22 protein-coding genes are annotated in these 23,228 nt (G+C 66.5%); 5 read left to right on the forward strand and 17 right to left on the reverse strand.

Annotation, left to right across the window (positions count from 1 at the left end; translation table 11 throughout):
* Positions 1-235 precede the first annotated feature (235 nt).
* The 10 genes from terL to RIE08_03765 form a co-directional block, all read right to left on the reverse strand.
* Positions 236-1,597, reverse strand: a complete 1,362-nt coding sequence (gene terL, locus RIE08_03720) for a phage terminase large subunit (protein MEQ8716694.1) — start codon at positions 1,595-1,597, stop codon at positions 236-238.
* Positions 1,594-2,136, reverse strand: a complete 543-nt coding sequence (locus RIE08_03725) for a hypothetical protein (protein ID MEQ8716695.1) — start codon at positions 2,134-2,136, stop codon at positions 1,594-1,596. Before RIE08_03725 ends, terL begins: the two co-directional genes overlap by 4 nt.
* Positions 2,137-2,443: 307 nt before the next feature.
* Positions 2,444-2,650 (reverse strand): hypothetical protein, encoded by a 207-nt coding sequence (locus RIE08_03730; protein ID MEQ8716696.1) that lies wholly within the window; start codon positions 2,648-2,650, stop codon positions 2,444-2,446.
* A gap of 108 nt (positions 2,651-2,758) precedes the next feature.
* The gene (locus tag RIE08_03735) at positions 2,759-3,535 is read right to left on the reverse strand and encodes a GntR family transcriptional regulator (GenBank protein ID MEQ8716697.1); all 777 of its coding nucleotides are present in this window, start codon (positions 3,533-3,535) and stop codon (positions 2,759-2,761) included.
* 216 nt (positions 3,536-3,751) lie between these two features.
* Entirely contained in the window at positions 3,752-4,891 is a 1,140-nt protein-coding gene (locus RIE08_03740; GenBank protein MEQ8716698.1) for an amidohydrolase family protein, read from the reverse strand.
* Positions 4,888-5,643, reverse strand: a complete 756-nt coding sequence (locus RIE08_03745; protein ID MEQ8716699.1) for an ABC transporter ATP-binding protein — start codon at positions 5,641-5,643, stop codon at positions 4,888-4,890. The genes RIE08_03740 and RIE08_03745 overlap by 4 nt, the downstream gene beginning before the upstream one ends.
* Positions 5,640-6,485, reverse strand: a complete 846-nt coding sequence (locus RIE08_03750; GenBank protein ID MEQ8716700.1) for an ATP-binding cassette domain-containing protein — start codon at positions 6,483-6,485, stop codon at positions 5,640-5,642. Before RIE08_03750 ends, RIE08_03745 begins: the two co-directional genes overlap by 4 nt.
* On the reverse strand, positions 6,475-7,569 hold the full coding sequence (locus RIE08_03755; GenBank protein MEQ8716701.1) for a branched-chain amino acid ABC transporter permease: 1,095 nt from the start codon (positions 7,567-7,569) through the stop codon (positions 6,475-6,477). The genes RIE08_03750 and RIE08_03755 overlap by 11 nt, the downstream gene beginning before the upstream one ends.
* A 6-nt stretch (positions 7,570-7,575) precedes the next feature.
* Positions 7,576-8,436, reverse strand: a complete 861-nt coding sequence (locus tag RIE08_03760; GenBank protein ID MEQ8716702.1) for a branched-chain amino acid ABC transporter permease — start codon at positions 8,434-8,436, stop codon at positions 7,576-7,578.
* Positions 8,437-8,495: 59 nt separating this feature from the next.
* On the reverse strand, positions 8,496-9,782 hold the full coding sequence (locus RIE08_03765) for an ABC transporter substrate-binding protein (GenBank protein MEQ8716703.1): 1,287 nt from the start codon (positions 9,780-9,782) through the stop codon (positions 8,496-8,498).
* A 252-nt stretch (positions 9,783-10,034) separates the two neighbouring features.
* On the opposite strand from RIE08_03765, the gene RIE08_03770 reads away from it, so the two are divergent.
* On the forward strand, positions 10,035-11,117 hold the full coding sequence (locus RIE08_03770) for an aldo/keto reductase (protein MEQ8716704.1): 1,083 nt from the start codon (positions 10,035-10,037) through the stop codon (positions 11,115-11,117).
* Positions 11,118-11,184: 67 nt separating this feature from the next.
* On the opposite strand, the gene RIE08_03775 is transcribed toward RIE08_03770, so the two are convergent.
* The 3 genes from RIE08_03775 to RIE08_03785 form a co-directional block, all read right to left on the reverse strand.
* The gene (locus RIE08_03775) at positions 11,185-11,979 is read right to left on the reverse strand and encodes an enoyl-CoA hydratase/isomerase family protein (protein ID MEQ8716705.1); all 795 of its coding nucleotides are present in this window, start codon (positions 11,977-11,979) and stop codon (positions 11,185-11,187) included.
* Positions 11,980-12,491: 512 nt separating this feature from the next.
* The gene (locus tag RIE08_03780; GenBank protein MEQ8716706.1) at positions 12,492-13,802 is read right to left on the reverse strand and encodes a helicase-related protein; all 1,311 of its coding nucleotides are present in this window, start codon (positions 13,800-13,802) and stop codon (positions 12,492-12,494) included.
* Positions 13,795-14,589, reverse strand: coding sequence for a CBS domain-containing protein (locus RIE08_03785; protein ID MEQ8716707.1), 795 nt, complete (start codon positions 14,587-14,589; stop codon positions 13,795-13,797). The genes RIE08_03780 and RIE08_03785 overlap by 8 nt, the downstream gene beginning before the upstream one ends.
* A 774-nt stretch (positions 14,590-15,363) precedes the next feature.
* Between RIE08_03785 and RIE08_03790 the strand changes: the two genes are divergently transcribed.
* Positions 15,364-16,332, forward strand: coding sequence for a 2-dehydropantoate 2-reductase N-terminal domain-containing protein (locus tag RIE08_03790; protein ID MEQ8716708.1), 969 nt, complete (start codon positions 15,364-15,366; stop codon positions 16,330-16,332).
* Positions 16,333-16,378: 46 nt separating this feature from the next.
* Positions 16,379-17,053 carry an isochorismatase family cysteine hydrolase gene (locus tag RIE08_03795; protein ID MEQ8716709.1) on the forward strand — a complete coding sequence of 225 codons (675 nt, stop codon included), beginning with the start codon at positions 16,379-16,381 and terminating at the stop codon, positions 17,051-17,053.
* Positions 17,054-17,073: 20 nt separating this feature from the next.
* On the opposite strand, the gene RIE08_03800 is transcribed toward RIE08_03795, so the two are convergent.
* Positions 17,074-17,931, reverse strand: a complete 858-nt coding sequence (locus RIE08_03800; GenBank protein ID MEQ8716710.1) for a hypothetical protein — start codon at positions 17,929-17,931, stop codon at positions 17,074-17,076.
* Between the two features lie 242 nt (positions 17,932-18,173).
* Here RIE08_03800 and RIE08_03805 point away from each other — a divergent pair, with 242 nt between their 5' ends.
* The gene (locus RIE08_03805; GenBank protein ID MEQ8716711.1) at positions 18,174-18,809 is read left to right on the forward strand and encodes a hypothetical protein; all 636 of its coding nucleotides are present in this window, start codon (positions 18,174-18,176) and stop codon (positions 18,807-18,809) included.
* Between the two features lie 3 nt (positions 18,810-18,812).
* Positions 18,813-19,829, forward strand: a complete 1,017-nt coding sequence (locus RIE08_03810) for a hypothetical protein (GenBank protein MEQ8716712.1) — start codon at positions 18,813-18,815, stop codon at positions 19,827-19,829.
* 36 nt (positions 19,830-19,865) lie between these two features.
* Here RIE08_03810 and RIE08_03815 read toward each other — a convergent pair whose 3' ends face one another.
* Genes RIE08_03815 through RIE08_03825 form a run of 3 tightly spaced genes read right to left on the reverse strand, consistent with a single transcriptional unit; the run spans position 19,866 to position 23,169 of the window.
* Positions 19,866-21,071: a cyclopropane-fatty-acyl-phospholipid synthase family protein gene (locus tag RIE08_03815; GenBank protein ID MEQ8716713.1), complete on the reverse strand. Its 1,206-nt coding sequence runs from the start codon at positions 21,069-21,071 to the stop codon at positions 19,866-19,868.
* Entirely contained in the window at positions 21,068-21,919 is an 852-nt protein-coding gene (locus tag RIE08_03820; GenBank protein ID MEQ8716714.1) for a DUF1365 domain-containing protein, read from the reverse strand. Before RIE08_03820 ends, RIE08_03815 begins: the two co-directional genes overlap by 4 nt.
* Entirely contained in the window at positions 21,916-23,169 is a 1,254-nt protein-coding gene (locus RIE08_03825; protein MEQ8716715.1) for an FAD-dependent oxidoreductase, read from the reverse strand. Before RIE08_03825 ends, RIE08_03820 begins: the two co-directional genes overlap by 4 nt.
* Positions 23,170-23,228: the final 59 nt, after the last annotated feature.

Raw genomic sequence — 23,228 nt, forward strand, 5'->3', positions numbered from 1 at the left:
CGACGGCACCGACCACGGCTCGCACCGCGAGCAGGCCTCAATGATCCGCCGCTACATCATCTGGCGGAACCGCAACGCTCAGGACCGAGCACTACGAGAACTCGTCAACCGCGCAAACGTTGCCTGACACGGCACTAGCCCTAGGAATCTTCGAAGAGCTCCAGGGACACCAAGTGCTCACCGGCCAGCGGCCCGGCACCAGCATCACCCAGTCGGCAACACCGGTCGAGTCCCATTAGGTGACGCGGTGGGGGCTGGGCCGGGTGAACAGCTCGAGGGACAGGCCCGCGGCAAGTTCCACGTCGGAGGGAGCCTTGCTTGCGAGCCATCCGTAGGCGCCGGTGAGGGCATCGACCTGGTCGTCGTGCGCGCCGTCGGGGAACATGACGATCTCGTCGAGGAACGCGTCGTTCCAGCCGCCGGCGACAATGCGCACCCGCCCGGTCTCGGCCGCGGACGCGACCGGGGCGGCCCGGACCGTCTTGGGGTCGGTCGGACGCACCGAGTGGACGGTGTAGCCGTCCACGACGTTGCGCTTGTAGTGATCGACGAGAGCCTTGCCCGCCGCAGGGCCTTCTTCGATGAGGATCGTCACGGCGCGGCCATCGGCCTCAGCGATGCGAGCAACCCTGGCTTCGACTTCGGCGGGAGTCCCACGGAACCGGACGATGTTCTCGACGTGGTAGTCGCGACGAGACCGGTCCAAGGCGACCAGACATCCCACGGTCCAGTCGGGGTCGGTCGTCGGCGTTGCCGGGGTCGCGGCGAGGTCCCAGAACCTGACCCGGCGGACGTCACCGGGGACGTCGGTGGCGGCCACGGTGGTGAACCATTCGCGGCGGAAGAGGCGACCGTTTGGGGTGCTGTCCCAGTCGCCGTGGAGGAGCTGCGCGCGGTTGTGGGAGTCGAGACACATCAGGGTCTCGCGGTAGGAGTGGGGGTCGAGGTGGGGGTTATCGTCGAGCCGCGCCGGGTAGAAGCGACGGCGGGGGTCGGCGCCGTCGTTGGTGATGAAGCGGTGCTTCACCCAGTCGTGGCCCTCACCGCCCGGGTTCGACGCTGCACGCATCCGCAACGGCACACGTTCAAGACCGCCGGGGGCCTGCGAGGGGCGGCGCAACCGCGAGAACAGGTACCGGTAGTGGTGTTCGGGAAACTGGGTGAGTTCGTCGAACGCGATGTACTGCCACTGCATCCCCTGGTAACGGTCGCGGCTGCGGTCGGACTCGAGGTAGCCGAAGGTGAGCGTCGCGCCGGTGGGAAACGTCCACGTGGCGGTATCAGAGTCCCAGCGCGCCCGCCCGCTCAACCACTGGTGCGCTAAATCCAACAGCCCGCCCGGCAGGGACTGATGGGTGAGCTGACGGCGGATGACCAGCGCGGAATAGCCCGGCGTGTCAACGTACTGCAAAGCACCCATGAGGAGCGCGACCGACTTGCCACCACCAACTGCACCGCCGTAGAGGGCCTCGCGTTCGAAGTCCAACAAGAACTCGCCCTGAGTACCCGTGGGAGTCAGCGGACAGAAGGGGATGTCCAATAGCTCACGGGCAGGGAGAGTGAGATCGTCGACGTCTGCCTCGTCGGAGCCGGTCACGACGCGATCCCGCCGGCGAAGTCGTCACCGTCGTGGCCGACGCGGACGTTGAACGGCTCGGCACGGCCTGCGTCGAGCTGGGCGCGCTCGCGCTCGACCATCCCGACCACCGCGGCGCGCAGCGCGTCGGTCGCGTCGAGCTTCGCGGTGTTGACCGTCGCCGTCACCGCGACGCCGACCTGGTGCTTCGCAGGGGCGTACAGCCCGGTGATGCGTGCCCGGTAGTCCATCACCCGCATCGCCGAGTTCACCGCTGCCAAGTCCAGTGACTCGCGGTCGATGCGGGGCCACAGCCGGCGCAGCATCGTCTCGGTGCGCTCCAACTCCAGGGCCCGCAGCTCCTCAGAGGCACCGGTGGACATCCACCGCGACAGACCCCGGGTGACCGCCTTGTGGGCGCCGCCCTTGTTCGCATAGCCCAACTGGTCGGCGATCTCGTCGTAGGTCAAACCCGCCCGGCGCATCTCCACCGCCTGGCGGTCACGGTCGGCCCGGGCAATCGCCTCGGGTGACGTCGAATTCCGCTTCTTCTTGCTCATCGAATGGCCCCTTTCGTGACCGTCTCGGAGTCCGGGCCCCACCTCGACGCGTCGATCTAGAAAGATCGACAGCGGCGAGCCGGGCACTCACGGACACGAAGGTCACTCGGCCACTCAGAAACTCGAACGTCTGTTTGGTCGGACCGTAGCATCACCTTCGCCTGCTGGCGTGCCACTAGATTCCGGCGCTCCGAAGTAGGCCCACGCGCCGACGATCCGACCGCCTTCTTCACTACGCCGGCGGCCTGACCGGCCCGGCACCGGATCGTGAGCAGATCCGGACGCGCACGTGCGTGATCGCGCGTGGCTACCGGTTCAGAAATCGCGGCGCTCGCCCTTCCACCTGGGCGGCAACGGCTTCTTTGAAGTCCGACGAGTACAGCGTCACGCGTTCCTTCTCGCCGGCGTACTCGAGTGTTCCCGCGCCGAGGAGTTCGGTGACCTTGCTGAGGATGCGCGTGGTGCTGCGGATGGCGAGGCCGGCGCCGTCAGCGAGTCGTCGAGCGAGCTGCATGGCGCGTGGCGCCCGCAGGTGGAGCTTCGTTGATGAGACCGGCCGCTGCGGAATCAGGAGCGGAGAGCTTCGCTCCTGTGAGCAGGTGGTACCTCGCCCCGGGGCATGTCAAGTCTTGGCCGGAAAGTCTGTTGCGCCGTCGCTCCAGGCCACGGGCTTGTCGAAGAGGGTCCTGTCCAGCTTCTCGATGTGAGCGATGAATTCGTTTATGTCGCGTCGCATCACGTCTTCTGCCGCTGAGCCGTCAGCCTTCTTAAGGGCATCGAGAAGGTCTTGGTGTGTCGAGAGAACTTCGTCGATGCGGGTCGGGTCGTAGGCGACGAAGCGGTTGAGGTGGGCGCCGATGCGGTGGAGTGCTTGAGCTGTCACCACATGGACGGGGTGGCGTGTGGACGCTGCGACAAGTTGGTGGAAGCCTGATGCGTTCGGTACCAGGCTGAGCCCGGCAGTGACCGCCTGACGTGTCCTGTCGAGTTCCTGTTCGAGCCTCTCGATGTCGTCGTGGGTGATGCGGCTCGCGGCCGCGCGGGCGATCGTCGGCTCGAAGGCGAGTCGTCCGTCGATGACGTCGCGGTAGGTGGCTCTTTGGCGTTGTAGGAGCAGCGCCATGTTCATGGCCATGGCACGGGAGTCGACCGGCGCCACGATGGGGCCGCCGGCTGGCCCGGTGCGCATCACGACAACGCCCTGGGTCTCGAGGAGCCGCAGCGCTTCGCGCAGCGTCCCGAGGGACACGTTGTACTGCTCCATGAGTGTGGCCTGGGGGGGCAGCCTGTCGCCGGGCGTGAGCTCCCGGTCGTTGATCCGGTCGACAATTGCCTGAGCGAGCCTCAGCGCCTTCTTTTCGGGGACCCCTGCGGAGTCCCAGTTGCGGTCGTCGTCCATCGGGTTAGTCGTCGCTGTGGAGGGCGTGAATATCAACAATCGTCGGCTCGGTCGGGCGCCGTGGAGTGTATTCGTGCGCTCACAGCACCGAGCCGCTCGGAGGTGATGTTCCCCAGCGAGCCGTATCGGCAGGCGGTGATCGACCGCTACGAAACAGCCCGGCGAGGCCAGCGGCGCAGCGAACATCGTGCGCACTGATCAGGTTCTGCCGCTTACCTACTCTTCGGGGAATCCGAAGACCCTGACGGCGTTGTCGTCGAGGATTTGCTGTCGCTCCTGGTCGGGGACGTCCTCGAACATCTCGTCGAGGAACTCCATCGACTTGGGCCAGGTCGACTCGGAGTGGGGGTAGTCGTTGCCCCACATGAGGTTGTCGATCCCGATCTCGTAGCGGAGCTTGAGAACTGCTGGGTCCTCTTGGAAGATGATGAACATGTTGCGCCGGAAGTAGTCGCTGGGAAGGAATCCCTCGGCGGACTTGTAGTTCGCGTAGACGGGCCGGTCGGTGTAGGTGTAGTCCATCTGGCGCAGCCAGTGAGGCGCCCAGGAACCTTCGTTCTCGGTCGAGACGATCCGAAGGCCCGGGTAGCGTTCCAGTACGCCTGCGAAGATCATGTCGGTCATGGCGTACCGGACCCAGTAGTCCTGGGTGGGTCGGAGCCCGGCTGGTGTGTAGGTGCTGAAGTCGGTGGTGATCTCGCAGGCGGGCACGTTTGCTCGCTGGGTGGCGATGTGCATCATCAACACGGTGCCGGTCTGTTGAGCTGCGTCCCAGAACGGGTCGTAGATGGGGTCGCGGTAAGGCTGTCCGGGGGTCGGCGCGACGGGGATGAACGCGGCGCGGAGGCCGAGGTCGCTGCAGCGCTCGATCTCCTTCGCGGCTTCGCGCGGGTCGTCGACATTCAGCATCGCCACGCCGAGAAGCCGTTCGGGCTGCTTGGCGGAGAACTCGGCGATCCAGTTGTTGTACGCGAGGCAGATTCCGCTCAGCAGCTCGCTGTCGTCGAGGTGGTACCAGAACAGGCCCTGGCTGGGCTGTGCGAGCGCGCCCCACACGCCATCGAGCTCGAGATCTTCGAGCATCGCGTCGGGCTGGTAGGCACCTTCGCGGACGTCTTCCCAGACGCTGACGAAGTCGAGTTCTGACTTGTCGCCGAATCGGCGGCCTGCCTGAGTGACCGAGCCGAGGGTCACGACCTGCTCGTCTCCTAGAAACCAGGCGTCGGCTGGACGGCCGTCCTCGGTCTCGTAGCGTCTCATGTTGGGTGCCCGGTCGCGCACAGCGGCCGGCATGCCGTCCTCGTAGATGTCGGGCGGCTCGACGATGTGGGTGTCTGTCGAGATGACTCTGGTCATTGGCTGTGCCTTTCATGATGAGCGGGTGGGTCAGAAGAACGGTTCCCCAGGTAGGAGTCGACGAGGGTGTCGGGGTCGACGTCTCGTGAGTTCCCTTCGAAGATGCAGGTGCCGTTGCGGAGGATGTAGGTGCGGTCTGAGACGTTGAGGACGTCGCTGTTCTGCTCGACGAGCACGACGCTCATGCCGTTGGGGCGTGAGCCGGAGAGGACTTCGAAGAGCTGTTCGACGATCATCGGGGCGAGCCCGAAGGAGAGTTCGTCGATCAAGAGGAGTCGTGGCCTTGCGACGAGCGCCCGGGCGACGGCGAGAATCCCCTGTTGGCCGCCTGAGAGTTCCGACGCGCGTGACTGCAGCCTCTTCTTCAGAAGTGGGAACTGTTCGAGGGTTTCGTCGAATCGCTCGGACTGGTCGCTTCGGCTCCTCACGCCGACACCGAGCATCCCGAGGCGCAGGTTGTCGCGGACTGTCAGCGTGCCGAGGATTCCTCGACCCTCGGGGAGGTGTCCCAGGCCGAGGCGGGCGCGGGCCTCGGGGGTGCGACGGCCGATGGGCTTCCCGCCGAGTGTGATCGCTCCGCTCCACAGTGGGAGAAGCCCTGAGATCGCGCGGAGAAGCGTCGTCTTGCCTGCGCCGTTCGCGCCGAGGATCGACACGACCTCGTTGTCACCGACGGCCAACGAGACCCCTCGCAGGATCTGGAGGCGGCCGTAGCCGCTCTCCACGTCGCGGACCTCGAGCAGCGCCGTCATGCTGTTCCTCCGTAGCGGAAGGTTCCACCGAGGTAGGCCTTGATGACGTCGGGGTTCTCGACGAGTCGTGCCCGGTCGTCATGGAAGATGATCTCTCCGAGGTGCAACACAGCAACGGTCGGGCAGAGGTCGAGGACGAGGTGGACGTTGTGTTCGATGAACAGCACGCAGGTGTCGCCGGTTTCGATCAGCGACGCGAGACCTGCGATCAGGGTGTCTTGGTCTTTTGCGGAGAGACCCGCTCCGACCTCGTCGAGCAACATCACTGACGGTTCTGCGACGATGCAGCGGGCGACCTCGACGAGCTTTTGGCTTCCAAGTGGCAGCTCGTCGGCTCGTTCGTCTCGCCAGCGCGAGAGGTCGAAGGCCTCGAGCAGTTCGTCGACGCGGTCACCGAGCGCGCTCACGCGGCTGCGATAGGACCGTGTGCCGAGGAACTCTTGGAGGTGTCCTTCTCGTGTTCGTGTCACTGTGCCGAGAGCGACGTTGTCGCAGACGGTCAGTTCCGGAACGAGCCGGGGGGTCTGGAAGGTGCGGGCGACGTGGAGGTCGGCTGCGATTGTTGCTGGGCTCTTTGTGGTGATGTCGACTCCGCCGACGGTGACTTCGCCTTGGTGGGGCCGTACGAAGCCGCCGATCACGTTGAAGAGCGTCGTCTTGCCCGCTCCGTTCGGGCCGATGAGACCGTGAAAGCCCGTGCCGAACTCGGCCGAGCAGCCCTTCAGGACGGTGTTACCGCCGAAGCGCACTTCGAGGTTGCCGATGGAGACCTCGGGCAGCGGCGGAGCGAGCCAATCGGGGTCAGTGTCGCCGATGCTCTCCAGGGAGCGGCTAGTCGACATCGTCGTCGCCCGAGATCGTGAGCTGGCGCCACATGGTCAACGGGTGGATGAGCCGGTCGAGGCGAAGTCGCTTCAGTTGTGTAGGCAGGCTCGCGAGGCCGCCGGGCAGGACAACGATGACGACGATGAGTGTCGTCGCATAGGCGAAGCGCTGGTACAGCGCGAGGGCCTGCAACCATTCGAGCAGGATGACGACGAATGCGGCCCCGATGAGCGAACCAACGATCGAGGCGCCGCCGATGATCATCATCACGAGCAACAAGACGAGGAAACCGAATCCGAAGGCGCTCGGCGTCAAGTACGTCTGCAGTTGAGCGAACAAGACGCCTGCGAGCGCGCCGATAGCTGCGGACCACCCGAAAGCCAGCATCTGGTAGCGCAGCGTCGAGATCCCCAAAGTGTCAGCCGTAGGCCCGAGGTGGCGCACGGTGAGGAGGATCTCTCCGAACCGGCCGCGCAACATCCGAGCTGACAGCGCATAGATCACGAAGAGGCTGCACATGGTCATCGCGTAGACGCTCTCGGACTGGCCCCAGCCTCCGATGCGGATGAGCGGGACAGCCATTCCGGCTCCGCCGCCCGTCAGTCCGTCGAACTGGCTGAAGGACCGCACGATCAGATCCCCGATGGCGAGCGTCGCCACGGCGAGGAAGAAGCCTCGTAGACGAACCGCGGGGAACGCGAGAAGCGAACCGGCGATGGCGGTGCCGACGATTGCCAGAACGAGCGCCAACACGAACGGCAGTCCCCGGTCGACCATGATCGCGGAGCCGTAGGCGCCGAGACCCATGAACGCTGCGTGAGCGACGCCGAGCTGGCCAGTCCAGTTCACCAAGAGACTGAACCCCAGGGCGCTGATCGCGTAGACGCCGATGAGAGTGGCGATGAAGAGTTGATATGAATTCAGCTGGCTTGGAGCGATCGCGGCTGCAACCGCTGCGCCGGCGATCAGCAGCCACCGTGTGGCCCGCCGCCAGTTCGAGTCGCGGCCGTTGCGGAACGGACGCGGGCGGCGCGATCCGCCTCGTTCGGCCGACGTGATCGGAGCCGGTGTCGTCGACTCAGCTCGTGGGGTTGTTGCCATGGCGGCTCAGAACTCCCGTTGTTCGCCGACACCCGAGTAGCCCGCAGGGCGCGCGAGGAGGAACACGACGACGATCACGAGCGCGACCGATGCCTTCATCTGCGAGGAGATGAGCGCCCCCGCCAGGTTCTCGGCGACGCCGATGAGCAGGCCGGCGACGAATGCGACTGCCACAGATGACGCTCCCGCGATAATCGCCGCGACGAACGCCCTCAAGATGACGGTGTCGCCCGAGGCGTCGGAGAGCAGCGTTGACCATGTTTGAAGGGTCAACGCTGCGTACGCGATGACACCCCCGATGGCCCACGCGAGCATCGACGACCGGCCGACTCGGACCCCGAGAAGCCGTGCGATGTCACGACTCTCGGCCATTGCCCGCATCTGAGTACCCAGGTCGGTGCCGAAGAAGCCGCTCAACAAGACGATCACGAACAGTGCCGCGCCGAGGGTCACCAACAGGTTTGTCGGGACGCGTTCGCCGAGCAGGGTCACGTTGTCCGTTGCCCATGAGCTCTCGAAACGTTCCGGGAACGTTCCCCACGTGATCCCTATCAGCGACTTGATGGCCACCGACAGGCCGATCGTCGCGATAAGCAACGGGAAATGGGATCTGCCCTCCAGAGGCCGGATCACGATGATCTCGATCAGCACCGCGAACACTGCCGCGACAACGCCTCCGAGCAGAACGGCGGGCCAAAATGCCATGCCCTCCTCGGTGAACTGCCACGCCACATAGACCGGGAAAAGGCCCATCTCGGCGATCGCGAAGTTCGGGACGTCGGTGAGCCGCCAGATCACGACGATCGCGACTGCGACCAGCCCGTACCAACTGCCGGACTCGAGTCCGCTGATGACCTGACGCAACATCGACGTCGAGTCTCCTCAGCGGTTCCGAACAGAGGTACCGGCTGGTCGCAGCGGTGACATCACGACGGGTCGGTGAACTCGCGGACGATCACCCAGTCCGTGCCATCCCACATGGCGACAGCGGCACCCGTGTTACCTGAATGGCCGCCGGGCAGCGGGCCGAAGGTGACAGCGGGCAGCAGTCCGTTCTCGTAGCCCGACATTGCCTCGGCGGTCGCGTGGAAGTTCTCCCAGGTGAGGTCGTCACCCATGCGTTCGATGACTTCGAAGAAGACATCCGCGATCGCGTACGCATAAAGCGCGAAGCCGTCGTCGACGCTTCCGGGCGCGTACTCCTCCATCACCGCCCGGTAATCGGCGACCGCGTCCGAGTCGAGTGTGGTGAAGGACCGGTTCGTGGTCCCGTACAGGCCGACTGCAGCATCGCCGGCCGGCTCGACAGTGTCCATAGCGCCGGTGCTGGCTGACGATGTGTCCCCGATGAAGATGGGCTCCCATCCCTGGCTTGTCGCTTCTCGCAAGATGAGCGCTGCCTGGACCTGGTTCGTGGCCATGACAACAGCATCGGGATTCGCGTCGCGCACGTTGTTGAGCGCGCCTTCGACCTCGTTGGTCTCGGCGTCGAGGCTCAGCTCGGTGATGACGAGTTCTTGGCCGTTCTTGGGGAGCTGTTCCTCGAGGCCTGCGAGCATCGACTGGCCCAAGTCGTTGTTCTGGCCGATCAGCCCGACGGTGACTGCTCCCTGTTCGAGTAGGAAGTCCGACATCACCCTGGCCTGGTCAGAACGCCCGGTGCCGATGATGTACACCTGCTGCATGTCGGGGTCCGGCGGCAACACCGGTCCGAACAAAGGCAGACCGGACTCTTCGATAAACGGATATGCGCTGGGTATCTGGGCTGAGCCCGCCGGCGAGATAACCGAAAACACGTTGTCCTGGTCGCCGAGACGTCGGAAGTTCGCCTGGACCCGGGCCGGCTCGAGGCCGTCGTCGTAGATCGAGATCTCGACGGAGCGGCCGTTCACGCCGCCCTGCGCGTTCAGATTCGAGACGAAAGCCTCGAGCGCCTCGCGCATCGCTGTGCCGGTTCCAGCTGCGGGGCCTGTGATCGGCAACGAGCTGCCGATCTTGATCGTGTCATCGGACGCGCCCTGTGAGTATTCGACAGGATCCTCACCATCCGACGGTGCCGCGGAATCATCGGACGAACCGTCGCCGGCGCCGTCGTCGGATGCGGTTCCATCCCCATCGCTCGCGCTCGTGTCGTCATCGTCGTCGCCGCATGCGGCAGCGATGAGTGTCAACACGAGCAGGATCGCTATTACGCGACTCCATCTCGACTTCATGTGGTCCTCCCCAGATTCCAAGTCATCGGTGTGGTGGAGGCCGAATCGCGACCAGCACCACCCGACAGGGCCCTGCGGAGACCCTCTCGACAGGCTGACTCGTCGGCCTACCGGAGCGGCCGGGGGGTTGCCGCACGGTGAGAGCGACAGATCGACACGCAATTACAGTATTTGATACATTTAATCGATGGAGTTCTTGGTGTCAACTGGCGCAACTGGAATTCAGCGCCGCTTTCCTCCCCTGAGGTGACAATGAAACTCACCCTTCTCGGCCGAACGGGCATACGGGTCTCTGAGCTGTGCCTCGGGACGATGACCTTCGGAACCGAGTTCGGGTGGGGCGCTGACGAGGCGACCAGTCGTGCGATGTTCGATGCGTTCGTCGAAGCGGGGGGGAACTTCTTCGATACGGCCAACAGCTACACGCGCGGTTCAAGCGAACGGCTCCTCGGCAGCTTCATCAAGGGTGACAGAGACCGCTTCGTTGTCGCGACCAAGTACACGATCTCGCCGGATCACAGCGACCCGAACGCCGGCGGAAACCACAAGAAGAACCTCGTCCGCTCACTCGACGACAGCCTGAGACGACTCGGCACGGACTACGTAGACCTCTACTGGGTGCACGTGTGGGACGCCCTCACCCCAATCGAAGAGACCATCCAGGCGCTGCACGACGTCGTTCGCGCCGGCAAGGTCCTCCATGTCGGCTTCTCGGACTTCCCCGCCTGGCTCGTCGCCCGAGCCGACGCGATCGCGGAACTCGGTCGAACAACTCGTCCAGTGGCAATTCAAGTTGAGTACAACCTTGCGCAACGCGAAGCCGAACGAGAGCTGGCTCCGATGGCAGAGGCGCTCGGGATGAGCGTCCTCGCATGGTCCCCGCTCGGCGGCGGCGCCCTATCGGGAAAGCTGCTTCGCCCGTCGAACGACGAGAGCTACGAGGGCCGAGTCGAATCCAGTGCCGTTCCCCGCGCGTTCGACAAGTACAAGAGCGACCGCGCCACATCCATCACCCGCGAACTCATCCAGGTTGCCGACGAGACCGGATACAGGCCATCGCAACTCGCGATCGCCTGGATTAGGAAGCAATCAGCGCTCAACATCCCGATCGTTGGCGCCCGGACGTTGTCCCACCTGAAGGAAAATCTCGGCGCCACCGACGTCGAAGTGACCGACGAGATGCACGAACGTCTCAACACTGCGAGTCGAATCGAGCTCGGGTTCCCACATGACTTCATCCGAGGCGGGTGGGGAGACTGGTTCGGGACGACACCCGAGCTCATCGACCCGCGACGCCTCGGACCAGCCAGGCGAACCCTGGGCCTCGACCCTTAGGCCACGCCACCGGTTCACACCAAGACAGCGACGGGGCGCACCGTTGCGGCGCCACGGCCCTCAGCGGTCACCGGTTCTCGAACGTCGGGGACCGTCCCTCGACCTGGGCGGTGACCGCTTCTTTGAAGTCGGCCGAGTAGAGGGTCACGCGTTCCTTCTCGCCGGCGTACTCGAGTGTTCCCGCGCCGAGGAGTTCGATGACCTTGTTGAGGATTCTCTTGGTGCTGCGGATGGCGAGGCCGGGACCATCAGCGAGTTGTCGGGCGAGTCCCATGGCCCGTGGCAGGACCTCGCCGGCGGGGAGGGCTTCGTTTATGAGGCCTGCGGCCGCGGCATCAGGAGCGGAGAGCCTCGCTCCAGTGAGGAGGTGGTACTTCGCCCTCGGCATCCCGAGCTGCATCGCCCACATCAAGAACCCGCCGTCCCCCGCCGCGATGCCCTCTTTGGTGACATGCGGGTCATAGATCGAAGCGGTATCCGAGGCGATGATGAGGTCGCAGTACAGGGCGATCGTGGCACCCACTCCGACGGCGTCGCCGTTGAGTGCTGCGATAACGGGCTGGTCAACTTCGAGTAGTGCTGTCACGAGGCGTCGCATCTTCTGCATCCACTCGTAGTTGAAGTCGCCTGGCTCGGCGAGGATCAGGTCGTTGGCGTTGCCGCCGCTACAGAACGTGTCGCCCGCGCCGGTCAACACGATCGCCGAGACGGCCTCGTCCACGGACAGCTCATAGAAGACGTCTCCGATCTCACCATGGAGAGTCTCGTTGACCGCATTGCCGACATCAGGCCGGTCGAGCGTGACGACCGCAATCTGATCGGCGATGTCGACTCGCAGCGCTTCGTAGTCGTAGCTCCCCATGGCCATGCCCCCTGCCGGTCAGTCCTGACGACGCGTGTCGCTCACCCGTCGTCGCACCCATCCACGATCTGACCCTACCGGGGGCGCTCCGACCGAGGCGGATGCGAGGCCCGACCAGCCTGACCCGGCCTCACTGCCGTGCCGCAACAGTGTCGTCAGCCGGTCTCAGGGCCCTTTTGGTGCGTCGACCACCGCCGTGCATCGGATCTCCACGAGGATCCCGGGCACGGCAAGCGAGGTGACGCCCACGGCCGTTCACGCCGGATAGGGCTCCGAGGTGACGGCGGTGCTCTCCACCGAAGCGGCTCCGCCCCCGGAGTGGGTCGACATCTGCCGACACGTCGATGTTGTTCTGACATGGCCGCCCACATGGCACCGTCTCGACGAACTACTCCGACCGTGAACCCACAGACCTCCGCCGCGGTCGACGCTACGTGGTCCGCCGCTGCCTGCCGGACGGCTAGCACCTGCGCGTGGGTGAACGTCTGGACAGTGCCGACCCTGGTCGGGTGCTATGGATCGGCCGGAATGTCGCTGGTTTCGACACGTCGGCCGGCAATGGACTTCCAGAGATCGCGGCTCACAGGATCGCGAATCACCCAGGACGATCTCAGCCTGCCCGATTCAGCTGTCGATTCGCGCCGTCGCGTGTTCCGCACGGAGAAGGCCGCCTCAGATGCCGGGGGATCGTAGTGGACGATCTCGGCAATCGAAGGGAACTCGATGCCCTGCACCCCGGCATCGGTGGCGACAACGATCGTCCCCGAGGCGGCGGTCCGAGAAGGATCGTCGACGTTGTGACTAGGCGTCGAGCCGGTCAGCACGATTGGCTCGACGTCGAAGCGGTCCCGGATCGCGGCAGCGAGATAGCCGGCTGTGCGAGCGAACCCGGAGAAGACGACGACCGGTCCCCCAGCCGCCTCTGTCCGGTCTGCGACCAGTGCCAACAGAGCCTCCATCTTAGCGTCGGATTCGAGGTCGCTGGCTAGGTCTGCGATCTCGTCCAGCTCGTGCGCGACTGCTGAGTCGGACAGCTCTCGTCGACCCGGCCGGTCATCCAGGCTCCCCTGGAATGCCTCTTCGGGTCTCTGCGAAGTGATCATCGGAAGGGAGCTCGCAGCGACGCGGCCGAGAAGTTGACCTGCGACGCGCTCCCACCCGTCAACGTGCGAAGTATCAGCTTCGAAGGCCGCGACACGGTCGGCGACTGCTTGTTCGTCGGGGCTGAACTCCACATCGACGAATTCGAGGCCGGGCCAGGCATCGACTTGATACTTGAGCATCGAAGGAGGTGGGTTCTTGGGCCAGGAGACGCCGGCGGTCGGGACTGTCATGGCGACAAGAACCCGGACCGAGTCCGCGACCCAGAGCCGTTCTAGGACTTCGCGTCGAAGACCTGGCCAGCTGAAGACGTCGTCGAAGACCACGAGGTCCCAGGCCACCTGCAAGAGCTCATCGAGCCTGCCGGGTCGCTTGATGAAGTCGACCGACGTCACGACGAGCGTCGAAGTCGACCAGGGGCTCTCGCCCGGCGGGACGTCGAGTTCCATCTCCCGGTACTCGGGCCCATCGACCACCGTCGAACGGAGTCCGAGGTCCTGCAGGACTGCCTGCCACTGCGCGCTGAGCGTCCGGTGAGCGATGACAACGACGACTCGACCGTCGGGGCTTTTGCGGAGAACCTCTGCGATAGCGGCTGCCCCAGCGCTGACCTTCCCCACCCCCGGCGGGGCCGAGACAACGAGGCGGGTCTGTGAGGGAGCCAATATGACGCGCTCAACAAGGTCGACTCTGAGGCGCTCGCCGGGGTTCCGGTCAGCCATCGTCGACCTCCCTCATTCGAGCGAGCCGCTGAACGACCCATTCCCGGTCAGCTGCGAGGCGCTCGACGTCGCGAGGCTCCGCCTCGCCTCGAAAGTGGAAGACGTCGTTACGGATGTCGCGGATGGCTTGAAGGCGACCGTCGACGACGGTCTTCATCCGGCCGAGCAGTCCCTCGAAGTGGGGCCATCCCACGCGGCTGCAGATGATCTGCCGGAGTTCGTCGAAACTCAACTCCTCAACTGTCGCCGGCAGCCGTCCATCGGCGTACCGGCGTCCGAGATTCGCCTCAATGCAAGCTGACAGCTCGTCGTCATCCATCGATCCCACGACCAGTTGGCGTAGCCCTTGTTCGATCTCTCCGAGGAGGATGAACGGGCGGGCCTGTGCGTAGTAGTAGTCGAGGACATCCCATGGCGTCACTATCGCCTGAGGGCCACGAGGTGACACGACGAGCACCGCTTCGGTCCGGTCGAGCATCTCGAGAACCGGCTCAAGGGGATCTCGGACAGTGACCTTGGGTATCTGGGTGAGGACGTCGTCGACGACGAGATCTTCGATCTTGAGACCTGGCTGGGACTCGAGGAGACGGGCTAGTGACCATAGCGAGAAGACCCCCTGCAGTCGGCCGTTGACATCCTCGACCGTGAGCTGTGAAAACCGCTTCTCCAACATCAGGCGTAACGCGTCGACCACGGGGGTTTCGGCGTCCACACCCACGGGCGGCACAACTTCGTCAGCCGGGAACAGCTTCCCGACTGTGTGGAACGGGTTCGGTGAACTCTCCACCGTCGGGGTTCTCCTCTGGCCTCGGCTACCCGACGCCGATCCTACGCTCCGATGCCGACGAAGGCAGTAGCTGGGTTCAGCAGTGGGCCCCGGCTCTCGCGAGCCAACGCTCAGGAGTCGCATCGTCGGCCAGTCCGAGGACTCATTCACTACCAACCAGGGCGTCACACTAGGAGATCCCCTTCTCGAGGTCTCCTTATGAGCACGGAGCTCCCGCGCTTCCCGCCGGTCGGAGTTGCCAGCGCAGCGGGCGCCCCGCCCCGCACTAGAATGGCGATATGTCTCTAGAGTGGTTCTACTATTCTCTGGAGGCGGTTTCCGCCGCATGGGTTTCCCGAAACCGGCGCGTTCCTATATCGAGGAAATGCGTTCCGCGCCACATCGCGCACGAGGCCGTGACCAGCATGAACGCGGTTTCCTACCGGCCCGACGTGGGCGGGGACGGGCGAATCGGTGGCGCGAAACCCCGGCGGACGAAGTCTAGGGGTGTGGCCGGGGAGGCCTGGGAGCGAGGCGGATGTGCGAGCAGTGCGATCTGCAGGTCTCACGGCGCTCCGGACGGGTCGATCACCGCGATGCAGCGGATTTCCACGAGGATTCCGGGGACGGCGAGAGCGGTGACGCCCACCGCCGTCCACGCCGGGTATGGCTCCGATGTGAAGACGGGTATCGCCTGTGGACCTCAGCCCAGCGGGCCGGCGATCCCGGGGCAATCGACGGTCCGCCCGCTCCCGACCGAGCCGGTGCGCTACACCGGACAACCGGGAGGACACCATGCGGATCATCGTGCACGGCATCGGCGCGGTCGGCGGCACCGTCGCGGCGACGCTGACGTTCGCCGGTCATGAGGTCGTGGGCATCGCCCGTGGCGACCACCTCGACGCGGTCCGGACCAGCGGGCTGAAGATGCGCACGCCCGGCGGCGACCGCGTGGCCCGGTTCGAATGCGTCGGCTCGCCCTCGCAGATCGCGTTGCGCCCCGACGACCACGTGGTCCTTGCGATGAAGTCCCAGCACACCGCCCGGGCGCTCGAACAGCTCGCAGCGGCGGGTCTGAGCGACCAACCGGTCTTCTGCGCCCAGAACGGCGTCGAGAACGAGCGGCTGACGCTGCGCCGATTCCCGAACGTCCACGGCATCACCGTGATCCTGCCCGCCGATTTCGTCACCCCGGGCGAGATCGTCGCGTACGGTGTCCCCCGTCACGGCATCTTCGACATCGGCCGCTACCCCGCCGGGTGCGACGATGCCGACACCGCACTCGCCGAGGCCGCCACATCGGCGGAAATCGAGAGCTTCGTCCAGCCCGATGTGATGCGCAGCAAGTACGGCAAGCTCCTCGTGAACCTCACGAACATCGTCGAAGCCGCTCTCGGCCCCGACGCGGACACCCGCGCCGTGGAGCAGGCGCTGCGAGCGGAGGGCGAGTCGGCATTGACAGCCGCGGGGATCGCCTGGCATGACGTCGGGCCAGCCGACCCCCGGCGCAAACGACTCATGGAAATCCACCCGGTCGAAGGCGTCGAACGGTGCGGGAACTCCTCGACGCAGAGCCTCACCCGCTCGACGGGATCGATCGAGTCCGACCACCTGAACGGCGAGATCGTCCTGCTCGGTCGACTCCACGACGTCCCCACCCCCGTCAACGCCTGGTTCACGGCACTCGCTGCGCGTATGGCCAGGCAGGGTTCGCCGCCCGGGTCCGTCACCCGCGGCGAAGTGCGGGACGCGCTCGGCATCTGATCGCCCGCGTGTGGTCACACGGAGACGGCTCTGCCAGGCTGTGTCGATGTCCGAGAAGGTGTCCGCCGAGCCGTACCCGTGGCCCATCATCGGCCCCTTCGACATCGGTCGCTGCGCGCTCATGAGCATCGACTGGCAGGTCGACTACTGCGCCGCGGACGGGTTCTTCGCCGACATCGGTCTGGACACGGCCCACATCCGCGCCGCGCTGGGTCCCGTCGCCGAGGTCCTCGCGGCGGCGCGAGCGGCGGGGATGTTGATCGTGCACACACGCGAGGGCTACCTCCCGGACCTGTCCGACTGCCCCCCGACGAAGATGGCCCGCGCCGCCGGGCGCGGCCACCCGGTGGGCCGGGAGGGCCGCTACGGATGCCTCCAGATCCGGGGAGAGCCGGGTTGGCAGATCACCGACGAGGTGGCGCCCCTGCCCGGAGAGTGGATCGTCGACAAGCCGGGCCACGGAGCGTTCCATCCCACCGACCTCGATCAGCGGCTCCGCATCGCCGGGGTGGATCTCCTGGTGATCACGGGGACCACCGCGGACTGCTGTGTGAGCGCGACCGTCCGGGAGGCCAACGACCGGGGCTACGACTGTCTCGTGCTGACCGACTGCATCGCCGACGTGTCCGAGGCGCGGACGGCTGCGACCGTCGAGTCGTTCCGGATCAACCCACTCGGCGCCACGGCGGAACGCTCGGCGTTCCTGGATGCCCTCGGGTAGACGGGCCCCGTCCGGCCGGCTCAGCTCACCGCCGTGATGACGGGGAGACTGACCTCGTCTGAGTCGGAGAGGATCTCGTCCCAGCTGATGACGAAACGCCCCGAGGCGACCTCGACCCCGTCGAGATCGAAGACGGCGACCGTGAAGGCCAGCGAGCCCTGCGCCGGCGGTATCTCACGGTCCGCAGCCACCGAGTAGGACCGGGGCCCGACGGCGCCACGGTCGACGCGGGCGCTCGGCGCGAAGATCCGCAGGAGCCGGCGGGATCCGTGCTGGTAGCAGGCCGCGACCCGCAGATCCCGACGGGCGCCGCGGCGGATCTCCACCGAGGTCCCGGCCTCGTCGGCCCAGGCGACTTCGAACCCGTCGCCCACCTCGGCCGCGGGGGTGGGCGCGCCGAGGGGCCGCAGGCGGGCACGGAACCTCGACTTCGGCCCGTCGTTGACGACCGGCACCGTGAACAGCACACCCTCAGCCGGACCGAATGCCCCGTTGGGGTACACACGCACCATCTCCGGGGGCAGGTACACGGACTGCGCAGTGCCGAGCTGTACGGCCGGGGCGAGGGGGTCGGCCACCTCTCCCCTCCGGCGGGATCCGCCGGGTCCGGCCCACCCTGACCCGCGGGTGGCGGCCACCGACCGCTTCGGGACATCAGGGAGCCGGTGTCGCACGGCGACGCCGGTGACGACCGCACACAGCCCGGCGAGAAGCACGACGAGGCCCCACGCGACACCGCCGACCACAGCGACGACGACGACGAGCCCCACCGAGGCCGACGCCGCGATGGCCCGGTCACGGGCGCGGGCGTGCTCACCGGTCCTCACGGCATCGCGGAAGACGTCCGCGAGCGCGCCCATCGTCGTCGTGGTCTGCAACGTCGGTCCTCCCCTGCGAAGACCCACCTACCCCTGCGCTCTCACCATCGGCACCAACCCGCCTCCACCGCAGCGAAATGGCCCGTCCGACCCAGATCTCACGCCCACGGGCGTGACCGGGGTGGCCGGGACGGCTTCGCACGTCCACGGCCCGCCCGCGTTCCCCGAGCACGGGACCCCACGACCTGCAAGTGTGGGAGCCCGTCGAGACCACTCGATCGGAACCACCACCGGGGATCGACATGTTCATCTTTCAGCGCTTTCTGACACTGCAGGGTTCACCACACGCACGCATGGCGTGGGCGATGGCCGTGGCCGAGTTCGTGAATGCCAACACCGACCGCGACTTCTCGCTGTGGCACGGGAACTTCGGGTATCCGCTCGGCACCGTCGCATGGACCACCCGTGCGGAGTCCCGCGCAGAGGTCTCCGCCACGATGGGATCGCTCATGGCGAACGATTCCTACCATGAGCTCGTCGCCAGCGGCATGGAGTTCGTGGCCACTCCGGGAAGTGACCACATGCTCCAACTGATCCACCCCGAGTCGATGCCCGACTCGCCCCCGCCGGTCGGCGCGGCCGTCGAGGTGATCTCGGCGCAACCCGCCAACGGTCACATGATGGACGTCATCGGCTGGGGCATCGAGATCGCCGGTATGCACGCGGAGCTCACCGGCTCCCACGTCGGCTTCTACTCGGACGCCTACGGCGACTACGGCCGGGTGACCTGGATCGCGACCTACACCGACGTCGCTGCCGTCGACACCGCGAATTCCGTCCTGCGTGCGAACTCGGAGTACCTGGCATCGATCGACGGCTCGGGGCAACTGTTCTCGACCGAAGCCGGGTCGAGAGCGCTGGCCACTCGTATCGCCTGAGCGATGGGGAGCGGGCCCCGGTCGACGTCCCTCGCCGTCGTCGTGTGCCTCCTGTTCGCGCCGTTGGTCGTCCTCTCAGGGTGCGCCGGAGGGGACGACGACGGGGCGGAACCCATCGACGACGCCACCGGGCACACCGCCACCTTGCGCGGGGTCGCGCTGACCCCCCGATCGTTCGGCGAGGCCGACGTGGCGACGTTCCTCGATCTCGCCGACAGAGCCGGGGACGTCCTCATGCACGCGGGCGACTGGGCGGACCTGGCGACAGCGGGCAACGCGTTCGAAGTGGTCGAGGTGATCGGCCCCGAGCACGGAATGGTGCCCCTCGTCGTCGTGAGTGCATCGAGCGCCGGGCAACTACTCGCCCCACTCGACGCCGGAACGGTCGACGCCCGCCTCGGCGACCTCGCCGCGTTCGTCACGGCGCACGAGCCGCCCTGGTTGGGGATCGGCAACGAGGTGAACATGCTGGCCGACGAGAACCCCGGCGGCTACGCGGAATGGCTCGAGGTCTGGGAGCGTGCCGTCGACATCGTCGCCACGGCGTCGCCCGGGACGACCGTCTTCCCTGTTCTCCAGTACGAGTGGCTCCTTGGACGCCGCGGCGGCCTCTTCGGGGGAACGCCCGGGGAACCCCGCTGGGAACTACTCGACGGCTTCGACGGAGCCGACGCGATCGGGTTCACGTCCTATCCCGGCCTGGTCGTGGACTCTCCTGACGAGCTACCCCCGGACTACTACGAGCAGATCTCACTACACAGCGACCTGCCCGTCGTCTTCACCGAGATCGGCTGGCAGAGCGACCCCGGGCTCGCGCTGAACCCCGGCTCCGAGGCCGAACAGGCCGATTTCGTCGACCGCTTCTTCGACCTCACCCGGACGCTGCGCCCGGTCATCACCATCTGGCCGTTCGTGCACGCCGAGAGCGTGGAGGCCGAGGCGTTCTCATCGATGGGACTCCGGCGACCCGACGGATCGGCCCGACCGGCCTGGGACCGCTGGCTCGCCGCACCGCGCTGAGCGACGTCGAGCCGTGCCGCAGGGACCCGGCGTCGCTCAGACCGGGCGTGTCCCCACGGTGCCGGGTCGCCAGCCGTCGCGGGCGAAGACCGCCTGGACGACGCTGACGTGGCGCTCCGCGAAGGCCGCCTCGCAGTAGGCGAGGTAGAACTCGAAGCGGCGAAGCAGCCCGCTGGGCAGGCCGAGATCGGCGACCTCGTCGGCGCGTGCGAGCAGACGGTCGCGCCAACGGGCGAGCGTCTCCGCGTAGTGACCGCCCAGGTCCTCGAGATCCACCAGCCGCAGACCGGCCGAGGCGGCACTCACCGTCATCGACGACACCGACGCCAGACATCCCCCGGGGAAGATCCTGCGCTTGATGAAGTCGTGGGTGACCTTGGCGCGTTCGAAGCGGTCGTCGGCGATCACGATGGCCTGGATACCGACCAGACCTTCCGGCTTCACCAATCGCGCGCAGGTGGTGAAGAAGGCGTCGTGATCGCGCCAGTCGACGGCCTCGATCATCTCGACGCTGACGAGCTTGTCGTGGATACCGGTCAGGTTCCGCCAGTCGACCTCGATCAGGTCGATCCTCTCGGTCAGCCCGCGGGCGGCGATGCGCTTGCGCGCGAGGTCCGCCTGTTCACGCGAGATCGTCGTCGTCGTCACGCGGGCGTCGGTGGTCTCGACCGCGCGGATGGACAACCCACCCCACCCCGTCCCGATCTCGAGGAGGTGGTCGTCGGCTCCGACGTCGAGCTTGGCCAGCAGCCGGTCGATCTTGTGTTCCTGCGCCGCGCGCAGCGACACCTCGGGCGAGGCGAAGACACCCGCCGAGTAGGTCATCGTCTCGTCGAGGAAGAGAGAGAAGAAGTCGTTGGAGAGGTCGTAGTGGGCTGCGATGTTCTGTCGGTCACGCCGCGGGTCGGTTCTGCGGACACGGCGGATCGCATCACCGACCGGTCCGCTCATCGAATGGATCCGGTTGCGGAGGTCGTCGAGGGGCGCCGTGCTCGCGACGAGAACTCTCAGCAGACCGACGAGATCGTCGGTCGTCCACCACCCGGCCTCGTACCCGTCACCCAACCCGGTGCTGCCGTCGCGCAGGGTCGCCCGCCACGCGCGCGGATCGACGACATCGACCGCCACTTCGCGCGACGGGTCGCTGCCGAACGTCTCGACGTCGCCGTCCTCGCTGACGACGACGGTTCCGCCGCGGATGCGTCGGGCGAGGGCCGTGACGACGGTACGGGCGGGATTCACGTCGACCTCCTCGATCGCAGACGCAGCGGTGCTCCGTCAGGATGGTCCACCACCGGGACCCGCTTTCGCCATAGCTTCGCCGCCTGGAGATGGATCGCGGTCGACACCCGGTGGGTCATCAGGGGATGGCCGGTGACGAGCCTCGTGATCGCGCCGCGATCGAGATCCCGTCGTGTGGCCACGAGTGAGGCGGTGAACACGGGCCTGCCCGACCGCGCCGCGTCCAGCGAGACCGAGACCCGTCGACCCGGGGTGGTCGAGGTCAGGTGGTACTCCAGGTCCATGGGCATGAACGGTGAAACGTGCAGCTTTTTGTCGAAGTGGGCTTCCCAACGCCCACCGTTGCGACCCGGACCACCGGGATCGATGACGTAGGCGTGACGCTGTTTCCACGGGGTGTTCATGACGGACAGGACCTGTGCGACGACGACGTCCGTGTCGCGTTCGTCGTGGCACCAGTAGATGGCGATGGGGTTGAAGCACCACCCCCAGGTCCGAAGGTGGGCGAGGACCGTGACGGGCCCGGCGGGTCGGAACCCGAGCCGGTCCTCCACGAGTGAGCGGATCGTCTCCGCGAGCGGCACGGAGGGGTCGCCCAGGTGGTCACGACGATCGAACCGGACCGGCCTCAGCGGCCCCTGCGACGCCAACGGTGAGACGGCGAGAGCCTCGTCCACGCGCTCGACGTCGAGGTGCACCATCGCCACCCGGTAGGAGAAGGCGTGTTCGACGGGCTCGATACGCCGATGTCTGACGGTTCCCTCGTACAGACCCGCCGGAACCGCCTGCGCCACGCCGGCCGCCCGGCCAACCAACGGCTCTGCGGCGAGGGCAGCGGCCGCACTCATGCGACGGTGGCCGTCCGGATCGACCTGACGGCCTCGTGCGCGCTGCGGGCGCCGTCCTCGTGGAAGCCGTAGCCGAGCCACGCACCCGCATACCAGGTCCTACGGACACCCTGTATCCGCTCACGTTGCCGCTGCGCATCCATGGCGGCCACGTCGAACACGGGATGGGAGTACCGGAAGCGACCGAGGACTGTCTCGGGATCGACGAGGTCCGTGGCGTTGAGGGTCACGCAGATCTCGTGACGGCTCTCGATCCGCTGGAGACGGTTCATGTGATAGGTGACGGCCACCCGGCCACGGTCCACCCCGTCGACCAGTACGTTCCACGATGCCCAGGCCCGTCGGGCCCTCGGCAGCACCGATTCATCGGTGTGGAGCACCGCGTCGTTGTCCTGATAGCGGACTGCGCCGAGAATCTCGTCCTCCGCCGGAGTCGGGTCCCCGAGCATCGCCAGCGCCTGGTCGCTGTGGACTGCGACGACGACACCGTCGAAGCGGTCCGTTCCCCGGTCGGTCGTCACATCGACCCCGGCGGGATCCCGCAGGATCCGGCGCACCGGTGTGGCGGTGTGGATCCGGTCGGCGAACGGCGCTGTCGCCGCGTCCACCCAACGGCGGGCACCGCCGGTGATCGTGCGCCACTGCGGGCGCCCGGTCAGCTCCAAGAGGCCGTGGTGGTCGAGAAAGGAGAGCAGAGCCCGGGCCGGGAACCGATCGAACGAGGCCGGATCCGCGGACCACACGGCGGCGCCGAGCGGGATCAGATAGTGGTCCCTGAACCGGTCCGACCAGGTTCCGCGTGCGAGCAGCTCCGCAAGGGTGGTGGTGTCGTCCGCCGGGTGCTCCGCCAGCCATGTGCGGGCAGCGCGGTTGAAACGGACGATGTCAGCGAGCATCCGCAGATGACCGGCGTCGACAAGGCGCCGCGCCTGCGGGAAGACCCCGGTCCGCGTTCCGCCCGCCCACTCCACACCACGGCCGGGATCCGTGACGCTGAAACTCATCTCGCTGGGCTGGGTCGCCACACCGAGTTCTTCGAAGAGCGCGGTCAGTATCGGGTAGTTGCGGTCGTTGTGGACGATGAACCCCGTGTCGACGGCGAAGTCACCGTCGTCGAGCTCGACGTCCACGGTGTTCACGTGCCCGCCGATGCGTCCCGCCGCCTCGAAGACGGTGATCTCGTGGTCGGTCGACAACTCGCGCGCCGCAACGACACCGGCGACACCCGTTCCGATGATCGCGATCCGCATGTTCCCCCCTACGATCGGGCGACGTCTCCGGATGCGGTCGCCGAGAGCCTAGGCGGCCG

Source organism: Acidimicrobiales bacterium (genome assembly GCA_040219085.1).
In the GTDB taxonomy this organism is placed as follows: Bacteria; Actinomycetota; Acidimicrobiia; order Acidimicrobiales; family JAVJTC01; genus JAVJTC01.

Excerpts from the sequence above, each read along its gene's own strand:
- RIE08_03725 (MEQ8716695.1), bottom strand. The coding sequence starts at position 2,136 with ATGAGCAAGAAGAAGCGGAATTCGACGTCACCCGAGGCGATTGCCCGG.
- RIE08_03730 (MEQ8716696.1), bottom strand. The coding sequence starts at position 2,650 with ATGCAGCTCGCTCGACGACTCGCTGACGGCGCCGGCCTCGCCATCCGC.
- RIE08_03735 (MEQ8716697.1), bottom strand. The coding sequence starts at position 3,535 with ATGGACGACGACCGCAACTGGGACTCCGCAGGGGTCCCCGAAAAGAAG.
- RIE08_03740 (MEQ8716698.1), bottom strand. The coding sequence starts at position 4,891 with ATGACCAGAGTCATCTCGACAGACACCCACATCGTCGAGCCGCCCGAC.
- RIE08_03745 (MEQ8716699.1), bottom strand. The coding sequence starts at position 5,643 with ATGACGGCGCTGCTCGAGGTCCGCGACGTGGAGAGCGGCTACGGCCGC.
- RIE08_03750 (MEQ8716700.1), bottom strand. The coding sequence starts at position 6,485 with ATGTCGACTAGCCGCTCCCTGGAGAGCATCGGCGACACTGACCCCGAT.
- RIE08_03755 (MEQ8716701.1), bottom strand. The coding sequence starts at position 7,569 with ATGGCAACAACCCCACGAGCTGAGTCGACGACACCGGCTCCGATCACG.
- RIE08_03760 (MEQ8716702.1), bottom strand. The coding sequence starts at position 8,436 with ATGTTGCGTCAGGTCATCAGCGGACTCGAGTCCGGCAGTTGGTACGGG.
- RIE08_03765 (MEQ8716703.1), bottom strand. The coding sequence starts at position 9,782 with ATGAAGTCGAGATGGAGTCGCGTAATAGCGATCCTGCTCGTGTTGACA.
- RIE08_03770 (MEQ8716704.1), top strand. The coding sequence starts at position 10,035 with ATGAAACTCACCCTTCTCGGCCGAACGGGCATACGGGTCTCTGAGCTG.
- RIE08_03775 (MEQ8716705.1), bottom strand. The coding sequence starts at position 11,979 with ATGGGGAGCTACGACTACGAAGCGCTGCGAGTCGACATCGCCGATCAG.
- RIE08_03780 (MEQ8716706.1), bottom strand. The coding sequence starts at position 13,802 with ATGGCTGACCGGAACCCCGGCGAGCGCCTCAGAGTCGACCTTGTTGAG.
- RIE08_03790 (MEQ8716708.1), top strand. The coding sequence starts at position 15,364 with ATGCGGATCATCGTGCACGGCATCGGCGCGGTCGGCGGCACCGTCGCG.
- RIE08_03795 (MEQ8716709.1), top strand. The coding sequence starts at position 16,379 with ATGTCCGAGAAGGTGTCCGCCGAGCCGTACCCGTGGCCCATCATCGGC.
- RIE08_03805 (MEQ8716711.1), top strand. The coding sequence starts at position 18,174 with ATGTTCATCTTTCAGCGCTTTCTGACACTGCAGGGTTCACCACACGCA.
- RIE08_03810 (MEQ8716712.1), top strand. The coding sequence starts at position 18,813 with ATGGGGAGCGGGCCCCGGTCGACGTCCCTCGCCGTCGTCGTGTGCCTC.
- RIE08_03820 (MEQ8716714.1), bottom strand. The coding sequence starts at position 21,919 with ATGAGTGCGGCCGCTGCCCTCGCCGCAGAGCCGTTGGTTGGCCGGGCG.
- RIE08_03825 (MEQ8716715.1), bottom strand. The coding sequence starts at position 23,169 with ATGCGGATCGCGATCATCGGAACGGGTGTCGCCGGTGTCGTTGCGGCG.